This is a genomic window from Geodermatophilus sp. SYSU D00697 (genome assembly GCF_054050175.1).
Window position 1 is genome coordinate 36,820 of record NZ_JBJGYV010000020.1, and the last position, 15,323, is coordinate 52,142.

The window sequence follows — 15,323 nt, forward strand, 5'->3', positions numbered from 1 at the left end:
GGCACGGTTGGCGGGCGTGGTCCGAGAGGCCGTCCGTGAGGTCGTCCAGACCGAGGTGGACCGGGCGATCGACGCCGTCCACGACGTGGAGTTCCGCGCTCGGCGGGACCTGCTCGCTGCGGGGGAGCGCGACGCCGCGAGCGCGTCGGCCCGGTTCGCCGCGCGGGCGATGCCGACCGCGCGCGCGTTCCACGACCCGCGCGGCACCCTGGAGCACGGCCTGCGCATCGCGCCCCGGGGTGGCCTGGCCCTGGAGTTCGGCGTCTTCGAGGGGCGGTCGCTGGAGGTCATCGCCCAGCATCGGGCACGCCGCCGCGTGTTCGGCTTCGACTCCTTCCAGGGCCTGCCCGAGGACTACCGGCCGCACGTGCGGGCCGGCGCCTTCGCCGTCAGCGAGCTCCCGGACGTGGAGGGCGCCGAGCTGGTGGTCGGCTGGTTCGAGGACACCCTGCCCGGCTTTCTGGCCACCCACCCCGGCGTGGTCGACTTCGTGCACGTGGACGGAGACCTGTACTCCTCGGCGGTCACGGTCCTCGACCTGGTCGGCCCGCGACTGGCCGCCGGGGCGGTGCTGGTGTTCGACGAGTTCTTCAACTTCCCCGGCTGGGAGGACCACGAGTTCCGCGCCTGGCAGGAGTGGCTCGACCGTACGGGGGCCGAGGCCCGGTACGAGGCCTACACCTCCAACAACGAGCAGGTCGTCGTCCGCGTGACCGTCCCCGGGGCACCGCCGGCCGGCTGACGCGGGCGTGTCGCCGGCGCGCGTCCTGTCCTCGCGGCCTAGCGTTCGATGGGTCGTGTCCGTCCCCGCCCGCCCGCCGCTGCGCCGGCTCGCCGCCGGTGCGGTCGCGCTCGCCCTCGCCACGGGCCTGACCGGCTGTGAGCTGCTCACCGGTACCGGCGGGGTGGACGGTGGACCGCTCACCGGCGTCCTCTCCGACGAGGCCGCGGACGAGGTCGTCGCCACCGCGCCGCCCGGCACCGCGCTGGCCGCGCTCGGCGAGATCGACGTCAAGGGCCGGGCTCCCCGGACCGGCTACGAGCGGGAGCGGTTCGGGGACGGCTGGGTGGACACCGACCGGAACGGGTGCGACACCCGCAACGACGTCCTCGCCCGGGACCTCGAGGAGGAGACGTTCCGGCCGGGCACGAACGACTGCGTCGTCCTGAGCGGCACGCTCGAGGACCCCTACTCGGGGGACACCATCGCGTTCCGTCGCGGGGAGGACACCAGCGACGACGTGCAGATCGACCACGTCGTCGCGCTGTCGGACGCCTGGCAGAAGGGCGCCCAGGGCTGGGACACCGCCCGGCGCACCGCCTTCGCCAACGACCCGCTCAACCTGCTCGCCGTCGACGGCCCGCTCAACATGCAGAAGGGCGACGGCGACGCGGCCACCTGGCTGCCGCCCAACAGCGCCTACCGGTGCGCCTACGTCGCCCGGCAGGTCGCGGTGAAGGCCGGCTACGGGCTGTGGATGACCCGCGCCGAGCGCAACGCCGCCGCCACCGTGCTGTCGGGCTGCCCGGACCAGCGGCTGCCCGGCAACGGCGGACCGGCAGCTCCGGAGTCGGTGCCGGCCGGGGAGGTGTCCTACCCCGACTGCGCGGCGGTCCGGGCGGCCGGGGCCGCGCCGATCCGCCGCGGCGAGCCGGGCTGGCGGGACACCTTCGACGGCGACGGGGACGGCGTCGGCTGCGAGTCCTGACCCCGGCCCCTCCCGGCCGGGGCCCGCCGGCTCGAGCTAGCTCGCCGCCGGTGGCTCCGCTGCGGCCGGCCGGGCGCTCCCGGAGCCGTCCTCCGACCGTGGAGCGGTCCCGACGGCGGCCTGGGCCCCGGGCCCGGCGGCCGGTGACCGGCGCCGGCGGTGGGCGACCACCTGGGCGACGGCCAGCCCGACGACCACGGCGACCGCCAGGCCTGCGAGCGGCACGAACCCGGGCGAGCGGTAGGAGAGGACCAGCTCCCCGTCGGTGCCCGGGGGCAGGTCGACAGCGACCAGCGTGCCGTCGTGCCGGACGACGTCGACCGGCTCCCCGTCGAGCGTCGCGGAGTAGCCGGGGAACCACAGCCGGGCGAACACGACCCGGCCCGGGTCGTCACCGGCGACGGTGACGCCCACGCACTCCCGGGAGTGCTGGAGCCGGCAGGACTCCCCGGCTGCCACGTCCACCCCGGGCGCGGCGTAGGACACCAGCCCCGGCAGGTCGTAGGGAGCCCGGCGGTAGATCGAGGTGTGCTCACCCTCGCCGACGCGCCGCCAGGAGTCGTCCAGCTCGCCCGCCAGCAGCACGTCGGCCGGCCCGAACACGGCGATGACCTGGTCGACGCGCAGCAGCTCGAGCCAGGTCAGGCCGGTCTCCGGGTCCACGGCCGTGAACGCCTGGGCGTCCTCCTCGTCGTCGAAGTTGCCCTGGTCGTCCAGCGGCACGTGCTCGCGCAGGTAGCGGTGGGCCAGCGGGCTGTACCCGTTCACCTGCCGGTCGCCGGTGAGCAGGCCCGTGGAGGAGGGGCGGTACTCGGCGTAGAAGTCGGCCACCTCGTCGACGGGCGAGGGCAGCTCGGTCGGGTCCGCGAGCGGGGGGTAGGAGCCGTACCACAGCGTGTAGTCGCGCTGGCTCAGGGACTGGACCGTCGACAGGTCGTGCGGGAAACCCCAGTCGGCGCCCCGGGCCATCGGGTTGGCGAGGGCCACGACCACCATGACCACGACCGTGCCCGCGGCCGCGGTGACACCCGCGGAACGGCCCGGCGCGGCCCGCCCGAGCAGCCGCGGGCGGCTCCCTGCCGAGCGGGCGACGCGGACGCCGACCAGGCCGAGGCAGAGCGCCGCGACCAGGGCGTTCATCCCGAGGACGCGGCCGACGCCGTCCGGGTCGGCCTGCAGCGCGTTGACCGTGACCAGGGCGAGGACGCCGCCCAGCGCCGCCAGCCTCCGCCGCGTGAAGGCGAAGCTGCCGTGGGCCACCAGCAGCGCGACCAGGAGCAGCAGGAAGAACCCCTCGTACTGCAGGAAGCGGGTCGGGAACCGGAAGACCGAGAGCCGCTCCGGTCCCAGCGTGCCGAGCACCGTCAGCAGCAGCAGGACGCCGGTCGCGACCAGGAGGGCGCGGACCCTCGGCAGCCGCATCGCCGGGCCCGGCCGCCAGAAGAGGAGCACCGGCACGACGAACCAGGCCACGTAGAAGTGCGGGAGGTCCTGCAGCCGGTAGCCGTCGAAGTTCATGAACCAGCCCCAGTAGGACGGGTCACCGGCGTGCAGCAGGCCCTCGAGCGGCGCGACGTTGAAGTTGCGCGCGTTGGTGATCGAGGAGCTGCGGGAGGCGAACTCGAAGGAGGTGACCAGGGGGTACAGCCCGACGAGCGACGTGAGGACGCCACCCCCGTACCAGGCGGCGATCCACGCGGTCCTCCCGCGGGGCTGACCGGTGAGCAGGCGGGCTCCGACGAGGACGGCGACGAACGCGCCCAGGACCGGGATGGCCAGGGGCCAGCCGCTCTGGTGGCACATGTACGTCGCCACCAGGAGCACCCACCCGTGGCGCTGCCGGCCCCTCAGGTGGAGCGCCACGGCCGCGGCGACGGCCGGCACGAACCACGAGAACGAGATGATCGCCTGGTACCAGTTCGCTCCCCAGAACACGGTGTACGGACCGAAGCCGACCGAGACGGCGAAGGCCACCGCCCAGGGCGTGGACAGGCCGACCAGTCGTCCCAGCCACGCGGCCGCGGCGGTGAGCAGCACGAGGTGGGCCAGGAGCTGCAGGAAGGAGCCGAGGGCAGCGTCGTCGAGGTGCCCCATGAGCACGCCGAAGGCGAGGTTGACCGGGTTGAAGACGCCGTTCTGGTACTCGACCGCGTAGCCGCCGCTGTTGACGACGTCCGTGCTCAGCCACGGCCACTCGCCGGACTCCAGGATCCGGCCCATGTCGACGAGCTTGGCGACGCCGTCGGCCTGCCGGTCGTCGATGAAGGCGAACCGGTGGTTGCGCAGGAAGAGGATCGTGAACAGCCCCGCCACCACCACCGTCGACAGCACGACCGCCGGCCAGGTCCTCGGCGGGGCCGGCGGGCGCGGCCGGTCCACCACGCCGCGGGGAGCCGGCTCGGTGTCCCGCAGCGGCGGGAGGGGAGTGCGCATGCGTCCTCTGCAGTCGGTGGTGGGTGGCGCCGGTGGGCCGTCGGCCGGTCGGCGGGACCGCTGTCCGCTGCTGGACGCCCGGAGCGCCGACCCCACGGCAAGTTACCGCGCGGTGATCCCCGAAGCGGGCGACGAGCCCACCGTTGGGGGAAGGAGGGATCCGGCGCCCGCCGTTATAGTCCGATCATGGAGTCGGATCACCGCGTGCTCGGCACCGGTGAATGGGTCGGCCCCCGCACCGCCGTCGGCCCGGGCGCGGCATGACCGGACCGCCGGCGTCGAGGCCGTGCCTGACCGTGGTCGTCCCCTGCTACGACGAGTCCGAGGTCCTGCCGCTGCTCGTGGGCCGTCTCCGCCCGGTCCTCGACGGGCTGGGCGAGACCTACGAGGTCGTCATGGTCGACGACGGCTCGCGGGACGGCACCGCCGAGGTCCTGCGCACGATCGCCCGGACGTGGCCGCAGCTGCGCCCGCTGCTGCTCGCGCGCAACGTCGGGCACCAGATGGCGCTCACCGCCGGGCTGGACCACGCCTGCGGCGACTACGTCGTCACGATGGACGCCGACCTGCAGGACCCGCCCGAGCTCATCCCGGTGATGCTCGACCGGGCCGTCACCGACGGCGTCGACGTCGTCTACGCGCGGCGGTCGGACCGCAGCAGCGACTCTCGCTTCAAGCGCTGGACGGCGGCGGCGTACTACGACCTCATGCGCCGCAGCGCGGGCGTCAGCCTGCCCGACAACGTCGGCGACTTCCGGCTGCTGTCCCGGCGGGTGGTGCTGGCGCTGCGCATGCTGCCGGAGCGCCACCGGGTCTACCGGCTGCTCATCCCGTGGCTCGGCTTCTCCAGCGCCGTGGTCGAGCACCCGCGCGAGGCCCGTGCCGCCGGCCGGACCAAGTACTCGCTGCGCAAGATGGTGAGCCTCGCCTGGAGCGGCCTGTCGTCGTTCACGACCTCGCCGCTGCAGCTGGCCACCACCGTGGGCGCCTCGGCCGCCGTGCTGGCGCTGCTCGGCGCGGTCGCCGTCATCGTCTCGTTCGTCCTCGGGCGGACGGTGCCCGGCTGGGCCTCGGTGTCGGTGGCGGTGCTGTTCCTGGCGGCTGTGCAACTGCTGTGCCTGGGCGTGCTGGGCGCCTATGTGGGCCGGATCTACGAGGAGGTGCAGCGTCGGCCGTTGTACCGGGTGCACCAGGAGGCGCGTGCCGACGTCCTCGACGACGACGAGGAGTTCCGTGGACGCCGCTGAGATCGACAAGCTCGCCCGGCTCGAGGACCGCCACTGGTGGTACGCGGAGCGGCGGACCGTCCTGCGCAGGATCCTGCGGGACCGTCGCACCGGCGGCTGGGCCGCCGACATCGGCGCGGCCGCGGGCGGCAACACCCGGGTGCTCGAGTCGCTCGGCTGGCGCACGCTGGCCTTCGAGTACTCCGAGACCGGCGCCGAGCTGGCGCGCTCCCGCGGCCTGCAGGTCAGCCGGGCCGACGCCCACGGCCTGCCGCTGCGGGACGGGTCGATGAGCGTCGTCACCGCCCTCGACGTCCTCGAGCACCTCGAGGACGACGACCGGGCCGCCCGCGAGCTGCGCCGCGTGCTGCGCCCGGACGGCGTCCTCGTCGTCGCCGTCCCCGCCGATCCCGCACTGTGGTCGGCCCACGACGACGCCGTCGGGCACCTGCGCCGGTACACCGCCGAGAGCCTGCGCGACCTCCTCGCCGGCGCCGGGTTCGAGGTGCAGCGCCTCTGGTCGTGGAACGTCCTGCTGCGGCCCGTGGCCGTCCTGCGGCGCAGCAAGAGCTCGGGCAGCGACCTCGAGGAGGTGCCCGCCGTGGTCAACGCCGGCCTGCGTGCCGTCGTCGCCCTGGAGCGCCTGCTCCCGGTCGGCCGGCGGCGGGGCGTCAGCCTGTTCGCCGTCGCCGTCCCGTCGGGGGCCTGAGGGTGCTGGTCCAGCGGCTGTCGGCCGGGGTCCTGGGCGCCTTCGCCGGCTACGTGGTGCTCGGCGTCGTCGGACTGGTGCTGCTGCGCGCGAACCTCGCCAGCGCCGGGGCGCTCGTGCGCGCCGGCGAGATCGCCCGCGGCCCGGTGCTGCTCGCCGGGCTCGGTGCGGCCAGCTACGCCGCCAGCTTCCTGCTCTGGCTGGTCGTGCTCGCGCGCGTGCCGCTCTCGGTCGCCTATCCGATCGCGGTCGGGGTGACGATCGCCTTCAGCACGCTGCTGGCGTGGCTGGTGCTGCACGAGCCGATGACCCCCCGCCTGCTGCTCGGGCTGGTCCTGATCGTCGCCGGCGTCACGCTCGTCTCGACCGCGACCTGAGCCGGTCCCGTCCCGACCCCGGCGGGGGACGCGTCGTGGTCCGGAGGGCCTCGGCGGGCCTGCCGTAGACTGGCCGGCGGTACGAGCCCCGCCGAGGCCTCGGCATGCTCGCTTCGAACCCCGACCCCGAGATCCGTCCGCGGCCCGTCGCGGCGGCCGCGGATGCAGGAGCGACATGACCGCCAGCACTGGCACCCGTGTACTGACCGACGGCGACTTCAAGGTCGCCGACCTCTCCCTCGCCGGCTTCGGCCGCAAGGAGATCACCCTCGCCGAGCACGAGATGCCCGGCCTCATGGCGCTGCGCGCCGAGTACGGCGACCAGCAGCCCCTGGCCGGCGCGCGCATCGCCGGCTCGCTGCACATGACCGTGCAGACCGCCGTCCTCATCGAGACGCTGCGGGCGCTGGGCGCCGACGTCCGCTGGGTGAGCTGCAACATCTTCTCCACCCAGGACCACGCCGCCGCCGCGATCGTCGTCGGCGACGGCACCCCCGAGGAGCCCACCGGCGTCCCGGTGTTCGCCTGGAAGGGCGAGACGCTGGAGGAGTACTGGTGGTGCACCCAGCGGTTGTTCGAGTTCCGCGACGAGAGCGGCGACGTCGTCGGCCCCAACATGCTGCTCGACGACGGCGGCGACGCGACCCTGCTGGTGCACCTGGGCACCCGCTTCGAGGCCGACGGCGTCGTCCCCGACACCACCGAGGCCGACTCAGAGGAGTACGGCGTCATCCTCGAGGCGCTGCGCGGCACCCTCGCGCAGGACGGCGGCTACTGGACCCGGATCGGCCAGGGGATCAAGGGCGTCACCGAGGAGACCACCACCGGCGTCATGCGCCTGTACGAGCTCGCCCGCGAGGGCCGGCTGCTGTTCCCGGCGATCAACGTCAACGACTCGGTCACCAAGAGCAAGTTCGACAACCTCTACGGCTGCCGGCACTCGCTCATCGACGGCATCAACCGCGCCACGGACGTCATGATCGGCGGCAAGGTGGCCGTGGTCTGCGGCTACGGCGACGTCGGCAAGGGCTGCGCGGAGTCGCTGCGCGGCCAGGGCGCCCGGGTGATCGTCACCGAGATCGACCCGATCTGCGCGCTGCAGGCGGCGATGCACGGCTACGAGGTGACCACGCTCGACGAGGTGATCGGCAAGGCCGACATCATCATCACGGCCACGGGCAACAAGGACATCATCACCGCCGAGCAGCTCGGCCGGACCAAGCACCAGGCGATCGTGGGCAACATCGGCCACTTCGACAACGAGATCGACATCGCCGGGCTGGCCCGGACGCCGGGCATCGAGCGGACGACGATCAAGCCACAGGTCGACGAGTGGCGGTTCGCCGACGGCCACACGATCATCGTGCTCTCCGAGGGCCGGCTGCTGAACCTGGGCAACGCCACCGGGCACCCCAGCTTCGTGATGAGCGCGTCCTTCTCCAACCAGGTGCTCGCCCAGATCGAGCTGTGGACCAACCGCGCCGCCTACGAGGGCCAGGCCCCCACGGTCACCGTGCTGCCGAAGAAGCTCGACGAGCACGTGGCCCGGCTGCACCTGGACGCGCTCGGCGTGAAGCTGACCGAGCTGACCAAGGTGCAGGCCGACTACATCGGCGTGCCGGTCGAGGGTCCGTTCAAGAGCGACCACTACAGGTACTAGAAGGACCCCCCTGCCCCCCACCGCTCGCACGCTCGCGGCGGGGCCCTGCAGCGGGGCCGCCCCTGCCCCCCACCGCTCGCACGCTCGCGGCGGGGCCCTGCAGGGGGGCCGCCCCTGCCCCCCACCGCTCGCACGCTCGCGGCGGGGCCCTGCAGAGGGGCCGTTCCAGTACGTCGCCTGGGCAGTACCACTGCGACGGGCGACACCCGTGGGGCACCCGTCCGGTCGACGACCGGGCGGGTGTCCCCGCTTTTGCGCGCGGTCAGCGCAGAATGGTCGCCGTGCCACCCACCGCTCCCCAGAACGGGTCCAGCCGCGGCCGAGTCCTGGTCGTCGACGACGACGCCGCCCTCGCCGAGATGCTCGGCATCGTGCTCCGGCGCGAGGGGTACGAACCCGCCTTCGTCTCCGACGGGAACCGGGCGGTGGGCGTGTTCCAGCAGACCCGCCCCGACATCGTGCTGCTCGACCTGATGCTGCCCGGCCGCAACGGCCTGCAGATCTGCCAGGACATCCGCACCCAGTCGACGGTCCCGATCGTCATGCTCACCGCGAAGGGCGACACGATCGACGTCGTCCAGGGCCTCGAGGCCGGCGCGGACGACTACGTCACCAAGCCGTTCAAGCCGGTCGAACTGGTCGCGCGGGTGCGTGCGCAGCTGCGCCGCGGCGAGACCGGGCAGGCCGAGAACCTCTCCATCGGCGACGTGCAGATCGACGTCCCGGCCCACCAGGTCACCCGGGACGGCGTCCCGATCGCGCTCACGCCGCTGGAGTTCGACCTGCTGGTCGCGCTGGCCCGCAAGCCGCGGCAGGTGTTCACCCGCGAACTGCTCCTCGAGCAGGTGTGGGGCTACCGGCACGCGGCCGACACCCGGCTGGTCAACGTCCACGTCCAGCGGCTGCGCGCCAAGATCGAGCGCGACCCGGAGAAGCCGGAGATCGTGCTCACCGTGCGCGGTGTCGGCTACAAGGCCGGGCCCCCGTGACCGGCTCCGTCGTCCTGCCGGACGGTCGTGGACCGGAGGGCGCCGGGACCGGCCCGGTGGTGGGCCGCCCGGTCCGACCGTGAGCACGACCCGGTCGGAGTCCCCGTCGGTCCCCGCAGGGACCCACGCCGACGTGCCGCCGGCCGAGCCGGCCGCGGTGTCGTCGTCCTCGGCCGGGGTGGTTGCGCCGGCGACCGAAGAACGCGGCCGGTTGTCGGGCGACCTGGAGTCGTTCCGGCGACAGCTGCGCGGCCGGGCGGGCCGCGCCCAGCGGGTGACCCGGCGGCTGGGCGCCCGGGCGCTGCACGCCTGGCGCTCGTCGCTGCACGTGCGCATCGGCGCGATCACGATGGTCGTCGCCGGCACGGTCGTGGTGATCGTCAGCATGGTGCTGTTCAGCCAGATCCGCGACCAGCTGCTGTCGGTGAAGCGGCAGGCGGCCATCGACCAGGCGCAGGCCGGGGTCCTGTACGCGCAGACCGAGGTCGCCGGCATCGCCACCGGGGACGCCGCGAGCGTGCGCTCCACGCTCGACCGCACCGTCAAGAGCCTCCTGGAACGCGGGGGGCCGGCCGGTGACTTCGACGTCGTCATGGTGCACCGCAGCGGGGACACCGAGCGCACGGCCACCAGCCGCCGCTACGTCTACCCGGCGATCCCGGCCGACCTGCGCTCCGACGTCGCCTCCGGCGGCCAGTTCTCCCAGTACGCCATGGTCCCCGACGCCACCGGGGAGCCGCGGCCGACCCTGCTGATCGGCGCCCCCGTGCCCACGGACGCCTCGTCGGTCGAGCGCATCGAGCTCTACTACGCCTTCCCCCTCGACCAGGAGGAGGAGAGCCTGTCGCTGTTCCGCAGCACGGTGGTGATCAGCGGCATCGCCCTCACCCTGTTCGTCGTCGGGATCGCCGTGCTGGTGACCCGGCTGGTCGTCGACCCGGTGCGCCAGGCGGCCGGCACCGCGCAGCGGCTGGCCGAGGGGCAGCTCGAGGAACGGATGGCGGTGCGCGGCGAGGACGACCTCGCCCGGCTGGCCACCAGCTTCAACGCGATGGCCGACAGCCTGCAGAGGCAGATCACCCAGCTGGAGGGCCTCTCCCAGCTGCAGCAGCGGTTCACCTCCGACGTGTCCCACGAGTTGCGGACGCCGTTGACCACGGTGCAGATGGCCGCCGAGATCCTCTACGAGTCGCGGGGGGACTTCTCGGCGTCGGTGGCCCGGTCGGCGGAGCTGCTGCACACCGAGCTGGACCGGTTCGAGGCCCTCCTGACCGACCTGCTGGAGATCAGCCGCTACGACGCCGGAGCCGCCGTCCTGGACGCGGCGCCCACCGACCTCGGGGCCCTGGTAAGCCGGGTGGCGGCCGGGATGTCGGCGCTCGCCGAGCGGCACGCCTGCGAGCTGTCGGTCACCGGCCCCGACCAGGAGGTCATCGCCGAGGTCGACGCCCGGCGGGTCGAGCGGATCCTGCGCAACCTGGTCGGCAACGCGATCGAGCACGGCGCCGGCAAGCCGGTGGAGATCACCTGGGCGGCCAACCGGACGGCGGCCGCGGTCACCGTCCGGGACCACGGGGTGGGGCTCTCCTCGGCGGAGGCCCAGCACGTGTTCGACCGGTTCTGGCGAGCCGACCCCTCGCGGGTGCGCACCGTGGGCGGCAGCGGCCTCGGCCTGTCGATCAGCCTGGAGGACGCCCGGCTGCACGGCGGCTGGCTGCAGGTGTGGGGCCAGCCGGGTGCCGGCGCGCAGTTCCGGCTGACCCTGCCGCTGACCGCGGGCGCGGACCTCACCAGCTCGCCGCTGCCGCTCCGGCCGGCGGTCGCCCGAGGTCCCGGGGGTACGGCGTGACGCGCCGCGCGGCGGTCCGCGGAGGTGCTCTGGTCGCCGTCGTCCTCGCCCTGACCGGGTGCTCGACGGTGCCGACGAGCTCGCCGACGGTGCAGATCACCCAGGCGCCGACCCGCCCCGACGGGGACGTCGGCATCGAACCGCTGTCGCCGGAACCGGGGGCGACCCCGGAGGAGATCGTCCGGGGCTTCGTCGAGGCCGCGGCCAGCGCCGTCCGCGGCCACCCGGTCGCCCGCGAACACCTCGCCCCGGACGCGGCGGGGTCGTGGTCGGACGAGGCGGGCATCACCGTCCTCGGCCAGGACTACGCGACGGTGACCACCGACGCCGGCACGGTCGTGGTCACCGCCAACCAGCTCGGCACGATCGACCAGCGCGGCGTGTTCACCGTGGCACCGCAGGAGGTCTACACCCGGGAGTTCACGCTCTCGCAGGTCGACGGCGAGTGGCGGATCACCGACCCGCCGGACGGCCTGCTCATCCTCGAACCGGACTTCGAGCGCCTGTACGAGCGGCGGGACCTCTACTTCGTCGACCCCACCGGGCAGCGCGTGGTGCCCGACCCGCGGTACCTGATCAGCGGCGAGGCGCAGCCGACGGTGCTGGTCGAGCGGCTGCTCGACGGGCCGTCGTCGGTGCTCTCGGCCGGGGTGGGCAACCAGCTGGCCGGCGCCTCGCTGCGCAGCACGGTCACCGCGTCGGCCCAGACGCTCACCGTCGACCTGACCGGGCTGACCGACGCCTCGGAGGCGCAGCTGTCGCAGCTGTCGGCGCAGCTGGTCTGGACCCTGGAGCCGCTCACCGTCCGGTCGGTGGAGATCCTCGTCGACGGCGAGCCGCTGGGCCTCGACGGCGTCCCGGTCGAGCAGACGGTGGACACCTGGGCGGCGTTCGACCCGGACGCGGTGCCGGTGGACGCCGTCGGGCACTACGTCGACGGCGGCGCGCTGCGCACCGTGGACGCCGCACCGGTGCCCGGCCCGGCCGGGACCGGCGCCTACCGGCTCACCAGCGCGGCGGTGTCCAGCGCGCGCACCGGCGAGCTCGGGGAGATGGTCGGCGTCACCGACGCCGAGGGTCAGGCCACCCTGCTCGCCGGGCCCTACGGCGGCGACCTGACCCCGGTCCTCTCCGGAGGCACCCTCAGCGTGCCGACGGTGGCCGCCACGCGGGCGGAGTTCTGGGTCGTCCGGGACGGCGGTGCGGTGGTGCGGGTGCCGGCGGGCGGCACGGCGCAGCCGGTCAACGCCCCCACGCTGCCGGGCCTGGGGCGGGCCACGGTGCTGCAGCTGTCCCCGGACGGGGTGCGGGCGGCCGTGGTCGTGGAGAACGGGCAGCGGGAGAGCCTCTACGTCGGGACGGTGGTGCGCTCCGACGAGGGCCCGGTGGCGCTGCGGGACCTGCGCGAGGTGGCCCCGACGCTGTCCTCCGTGGTCGACGTGGCCTGGCGGACGGCGGGCAGCCTGCTCGTCCTCGCCGGGGACGCCGGCGAGGACCGCATCGACCCCTACGTCGTCGGCGTGGACGGCTGGGGCCTGAGCGAGGTGCCGACCGCGGGCCTGCCCAGCCAGCCGACCCGCGTGGCCGCCGCGCCGGGCCGGGCACCGCTGGTGAGTGCTGGCGGCACCATCTGGCAGTGGCAGGTGGCCGGCGGGACCTGGGTGACCCTCGTCCGCGGCGCCCAGCCCCTGCCCGGCGACGAGCCGTTCTACCCGCTGTAGGCCGGCCGTCCACAGATCGCCCGCCCCCCTGGGCCGCCGGCGGACCGGGAGCGACGCTGGGGGAGTGGACGGCGGGGTGGTCGCGGCGCTGGCCGACCTGCTCCTCCCGCGCACCTGCGCAGGGTGCGAGCTGCCCGGGGCGGTGCTGTGCGGCCGCTGCGCCGCGCTGCTCGCGGTGCCGCACCTGGCCCAGCCGCGCCGCTTCCCGGCCGGGTTCCCGCCCACGGTGGCCGCCGGGGCCTACACCGGTCCGGTCCGCCCGGCGGTCAACGCCTTCAAGGAGCGCGGCCGCGCCGAGCTGGCCGGCCCGCTGGGCGCCGCCCTGGCCCTGGCGGTCGCCGGCGTGCTGGCCGGCCTGCCGGTCGTCCCCGCGTCCGCCCGGCTGGTCCCGGTGCCCAGCTCGCGGGCGGCGCTGCGGACGCGCGGGCGCGACCACGTGCGCGAGCTGACCGGGCGCGCGGTCGTCGAACTGCGCGCGGCCGGCCTGCCCGCCGCCGAGGCGCGTCTGCTGCGCCGCACCGGCCGGGCCCGGGACTCCGCGGGTCTGTCAGCGGCGCAGCGCCGGGCCAACCTCGCCGGGACCTTCGCCCTGCGCGACCACGTCCCCCCGCTCCCCGCGGGCACGGCCCTGGTCCTGGTCGACGACGTCGTGACGAGCGGCGCGACGCTCGCCGAGGCCGCTGCCGTGCTGGCGCCCACGGCTGCCCTCGACGGCCCGCCGGTGCTCGCCGCGGTGGTGGCGGCGACGCCCCGGCGCGCGCTCCCGACTGGTGTGGAGCGGCGCGCCGGAGGGGCCGGAGGTCGACTGTCGGGACCTGGGAACGGCGACTAGCGTGGAACCGATCACAACCCGAACTACCGGGAGGTCTCATGGAGATCGTGGTCCGTGGCCGGAACGTCGAAGTCCCCGAGCACTACCGAACACACGTGGAGGACAAGGTCGGCCAGCTCGAACGATTCGACGGCAAGCTCAAGATCCTCCGCCTCGACGTGGAGCTCTTCCACGAGAAGAACCCGCGCCAGTCCGCACAGTGCCAGCGTGTGGAGATCACCCTGCGGGGCAAGGGCCCCGTCATCCGGGCCGAGGCCAGCGCCCCCGACTTCTACGCCGCGCTGGACATCGCCTGCGGCAAGCTCGACCACCGGCTGCGCAAGGCGGCCGACCGTCGCCGCGTGCACCACGGCCGGCGCACCCCGGCCTCCGTCCGGGTCGGCGGGGGCACCGACGCCGGCGTCCTGGAGTCCCTGGACCGCGACCGTCAACTCGCCGAGGGGCCGCACGTCACCGACCTCGACGAGCACCTGCCCGGGCAGATCGTCCGCGAGAAGCACCACCCCGCCACACCCATGACCGTCGACCAGGCGCTGCACGAGATGGAGCTCGTCGGCCACGACTTCTACCTGTTCATGTGCGCCGACACCGGCCAGCCGACGGTCGTCTACCGCCGGCACGCCTACGACTACGGCCTCATCCGGCTCGTCGACGCCCCCCTGGACGGCAAGGCCGTCCGGCAACCCGCCGAGCCAGCGGCGGCCCCTCTGTAGCCCCTCGCGGAGGCGGGGCGCGCCGCGCCCCGCCTCCGCTCAGTCGCCGGCCACCCGGCCGAAGAGGACCGCGTCCCCCCGGGTGCCGTCGCGGCGGTCGAGGCACGAGCGCACCACGCCCTCCCGCCGGAAGCCCGCCCGCACCGCCACCGACTGCGAGGCGGCGTTGTCGACGTCGGCGACCAGGTGCACCCGCGGCGCCCCGAGGCCCAGCGCCCACTCGGCGAGGGCGTGCGCGGTCTCGGCGGCGTACCCCCGGCCGCGGGCCCACGGCGCGATCCAGTAGCCCACCTCGGGGCCGAACCGGCCGTCGCGCAGGTGCAGCCCGGCCGAGCCCACGAACTCGCCGTCGGCCTCGACCGCCACCGGCAGGCCCCGGCGCTCGGCCCGCTCCCGGTGAGCGACCTCGCTCACCCAGCCGCGGGCGTCGGCCCGCGTGTAGGGGACGGGCATCGCGGTGATCCAGCGCTGGATGCCGGGGTCCTGGCAGGCGGTCAGCACGGCGTCCTCGTCCTCGGCGCGGTGCGGGCGCAGCACCAGACGCTCGGTGCGCACCACCTCGGTGGTCAGGTCGATGCCGGAGAGCGAGAGGACCCCGGCCCCCTCACCACTCGCACGCTCGCGGCGAGCCTCTGGCCCGGGCCGTGGAGTCGAAGGCATGCAGCGATGATCAGGCGTTGCCCAGCACGCGGTCGACCGAGATCTCGAGCACCACCCGCGCCGGGTTCTCCCGGGGCTGCCTGTAGCGGCGGGCATAGCGCTCCTCGGCGTCGGTCACCGAGGCGGGGTCGTCGCGCACCACCGCCGTCCCCTCGAGGGTCACCCACCGCCGGCCGTCGACCTGGCAGACCGCCACCCGACACCGGCCGGCACGCACGTGCCGGGCCTTGGCCGAGGTGCCGGAGGTGATGACCCGGGCGGTGCGGGTGGTCGGGTCGTAGGTCACCCCGACCGGGACGACGTGCGGGGTGCCGTCCGGCCGCAGGGTGGTCAGCGTGGCGAGGTGCCGCTCGGTGAGGAAGGTGAGGAGGCCGGGGCCCAAGTCGTCCAGGTCGTGCGCCACCGGGGGATTGTGGGGCATTGGCCGGGGTCCGGCGCGCGGGCC

At 74.6% G+C, this 15,323-nt stretch carries 14 protein-coding genes; 11 read left to right on the top strand and 3 right to left on the bottom strand.

What is annotated here, in order from left to right; genetic code table 11:
* The first annotated feature begins 16 nt into the window (after positions 1-16).
* Together ACI79C_RS17290 and ACI79C_RS17295 are read left to right on the top strand one after the other, a co-directional pair.
* Complete coding sequence (locus ACI79C_RS17290; RefSeq protein ID WP_456946906.1) at positions 17-742, top strand: class I SAM-dependent methyltransferase; 726 nt, start codon at positions 17-19, stop codon at positions 740-742.
* 55 nt (positions 743-797) lie between these two features.
* A complete protein-coding gene (locus ACI79C_RS17295; protein ID WP_456946907.1) occupies positions 798-1,709 on the top strand; it encodes a GmrSD restriction endonuclease domain-containing protein in 912 nt (303 codons plus the stop codon).
* Between the two features lie 36 nt (positions 1,710-1,745).
* Here ACI79C_RS17295 and ACI79C_RS17300 read toward each other — a convergent pair whose 3' ends face one another.
* Entirely contained in the window at positions 1,746-4,142 is a 2,397-nt protein-coding gene (locus tag ACI79C_RS17300) for a hypothetical protein (protein WP_456946908.1), read from the bottom strand.
* 260 nt (positions 4,143-4,402) lie between these two features.
* On the opposite strand from ACI79C_RS17300, the gene ACI79C_RS17305 reads away from it, so the two are divergent.
* The 9 genes from ACI79C_RS17305 (at position 4,403) to hpf (ending at position 14,218) form a co-directional block, all read left to right on the top strand.
* Entirely contained in the window at positions 4,403-5,389 is a 987-nt protein-coding gene (locus ACI79C_RS17305) for a glycosyltransferase (RefSeq protein ID WP_456946909.1), read from the top strand.
* Complete coding sequence (locus tag ACI79C_RS17310) at positions 5,376-6,077, top strand: class I SAM-dependent methyltransferase (RefSeq protein WP_456946910.1); 702 nt, start codon at positions 5,376-5,378, stop codon at positions 6,075-6,077. Before ACI79C_RS17305 ends, ACI79C_RS17310 begins: the two co-directional genes overlap by 14 nt.
* Positions 6,078-6,079: 2 nt before the next feature.
* Entirely contained in the window at positions 6,080-6,454 is a 375-nt protein-coding gene (locus ACI79C_RS17315) for a DMT family transporter (protein ID WP_456946911.1), read from the top strand.
* Between the two features lie 175 nt (positions 6,455-6,629).
* On the top strand, positions 6,630-8,114 hold the full coding sequence (gene ahcY, locus ACI79C_RS17320; RefSeq protein WP_456946912.1) for an adenosylhomocysteinase: 1,485 nt from the start codon (positions 6,630-6,632) through the stop codon (positions 8,112-8,114).
* A gap of 272 nt (positions 8,115-8,386) precedes the next feature.
* Positions 8,387-9,103, top strand: a complete 717-nt coding sequence (gene mtrA, locus ACI79C_RS17325) for an MtrAB system response regulator MtrA (RefSeq protein WP_456946913.1) — start codon at positions 8,387-8,389, stop codon at positions 9,101-9,103.
* A 79-nt stretch (positions 9,104-9,182) separates the two neighbouring features.
* Complete coding sequence (mtrB, locus tag ACI79C_RS17330) at positions 9,183-10,952, top strand: MtrAB system histidine kinase MtrB (protein WP_456946914.1); 1,770 nt, start codon at positions 9,183-9,185, stop codon at positions 10,950-10,952.
* Positions 10,949-12,673: an LpqB family beta-propeller domain-containing protein gene (locus ACI79C_RS17335; RefSeq protein WP_456946915.1), complete on the top strand. Its 1,725-nt coding sequence runs from the start codon at positions 10,949-10,951 to the stop codon at positions 12,671-12,673. Before mtrB ends, ACI79C_RS17335 begins: the two co-directional genes overlap by 4 nt.
* A gap of 64 nt (positions 12,674-12,737) precedes the next feature.
* A complete protein-coding gene (locus tag ACI79C_RS17340; RefSeq protein ID WP_456946916.1) occupies positions 12,738-13,505 on the top strand; it encodes a ComF family protein in 768 nt (255 codons plus the stop codon).
* A 38-nt stretch (positions 13,506-13,543) separates the two neighbouring features.
* Positions 13,544-14,218 (top strand): ribosome hibernation-promoting factor, HPF/YfiA family, encoded by a 675-nt coding sequence (gene hpf / locus ACI79C_RS17345; protein ID WP_456946917.1) that lies wholly within the window; start codon positions 13,544-13,546, stop codon positions 14,216-14,218.
* Between the two features lie 39 nt (positions 14,219-14,257).
* Here hpf and ACI79C_RS17350 read toward each other — a convergent pair whose 3' ends face one another.
* Positions 14,258-14,878, bottom strand: a complete 621-nt coding sequence (locus ACI79C_RS17350; RefSeq protein WP_456946918.1) for a GNAT family N-acetyltransferase — start codon at positions 14,876-14,878, stop codon at positions 14,258-14,260.
* 10 nt (positions 14,879-14,888) lie between these two features.
* Positions 14,889-15,281, bottom strand: a complete 393-nt coding sequence (locus ACI79C_RS17355; protein WP_456946919.1) for a pyridoxamine 5'-phosphate oxidase family protein — start codon at positions 15,279-15,281, stop codon at positions 14,889-14,891.
* Positions 15,282-15,323: the final 42 nt, after the last annotated feature.

Bases quoted from the DNA above. Each gene is read 5' to 3' on its own strand.
- ahcY (WP_456946912.1), top strand. From the start codon at position 6,630: ATGACCGCCAGCACTGGCACCCGTGTACTGACCGACGGCGACTTCAAG.
- ACI79C_RS17350 (WP_456946918.1), bottom strand. From the start codon at position 14,878: ATGCCTTCGACTCCACGGCCCGGGCCAGAGGCTCGCCGCGAGCGTGCG.
- ACI79C_RS17305 (WP_456946909.1), top strand. From the start codon at position 4,403: ATGACCGGACCGCCGGCGTCGAGGCCGTGCCTGACCGTGGTCGTCCCC.
- mtrA (WP_456946913.1), top strand. From the start codon at position 8,387: ATGGTCGCCGTGCCACCCACCGCTCCCCAGAACGGGTCCAGCCGCGGC.
- ACI79C_RS17300 (WP_456946908.1), bottom strand. From the start codon at position 4,142: ATGCGCACTCCCCTCCCGCCGCTGCGGGACACCGAGCCGGCTCCCCGC.
- hpf (WP_456946917.1), top strand. From the start codon at position 13,544: ATGGAGATCGTGGTCCGTGGCCGGAACGTCGAAGTCCCCGAGCACTAC.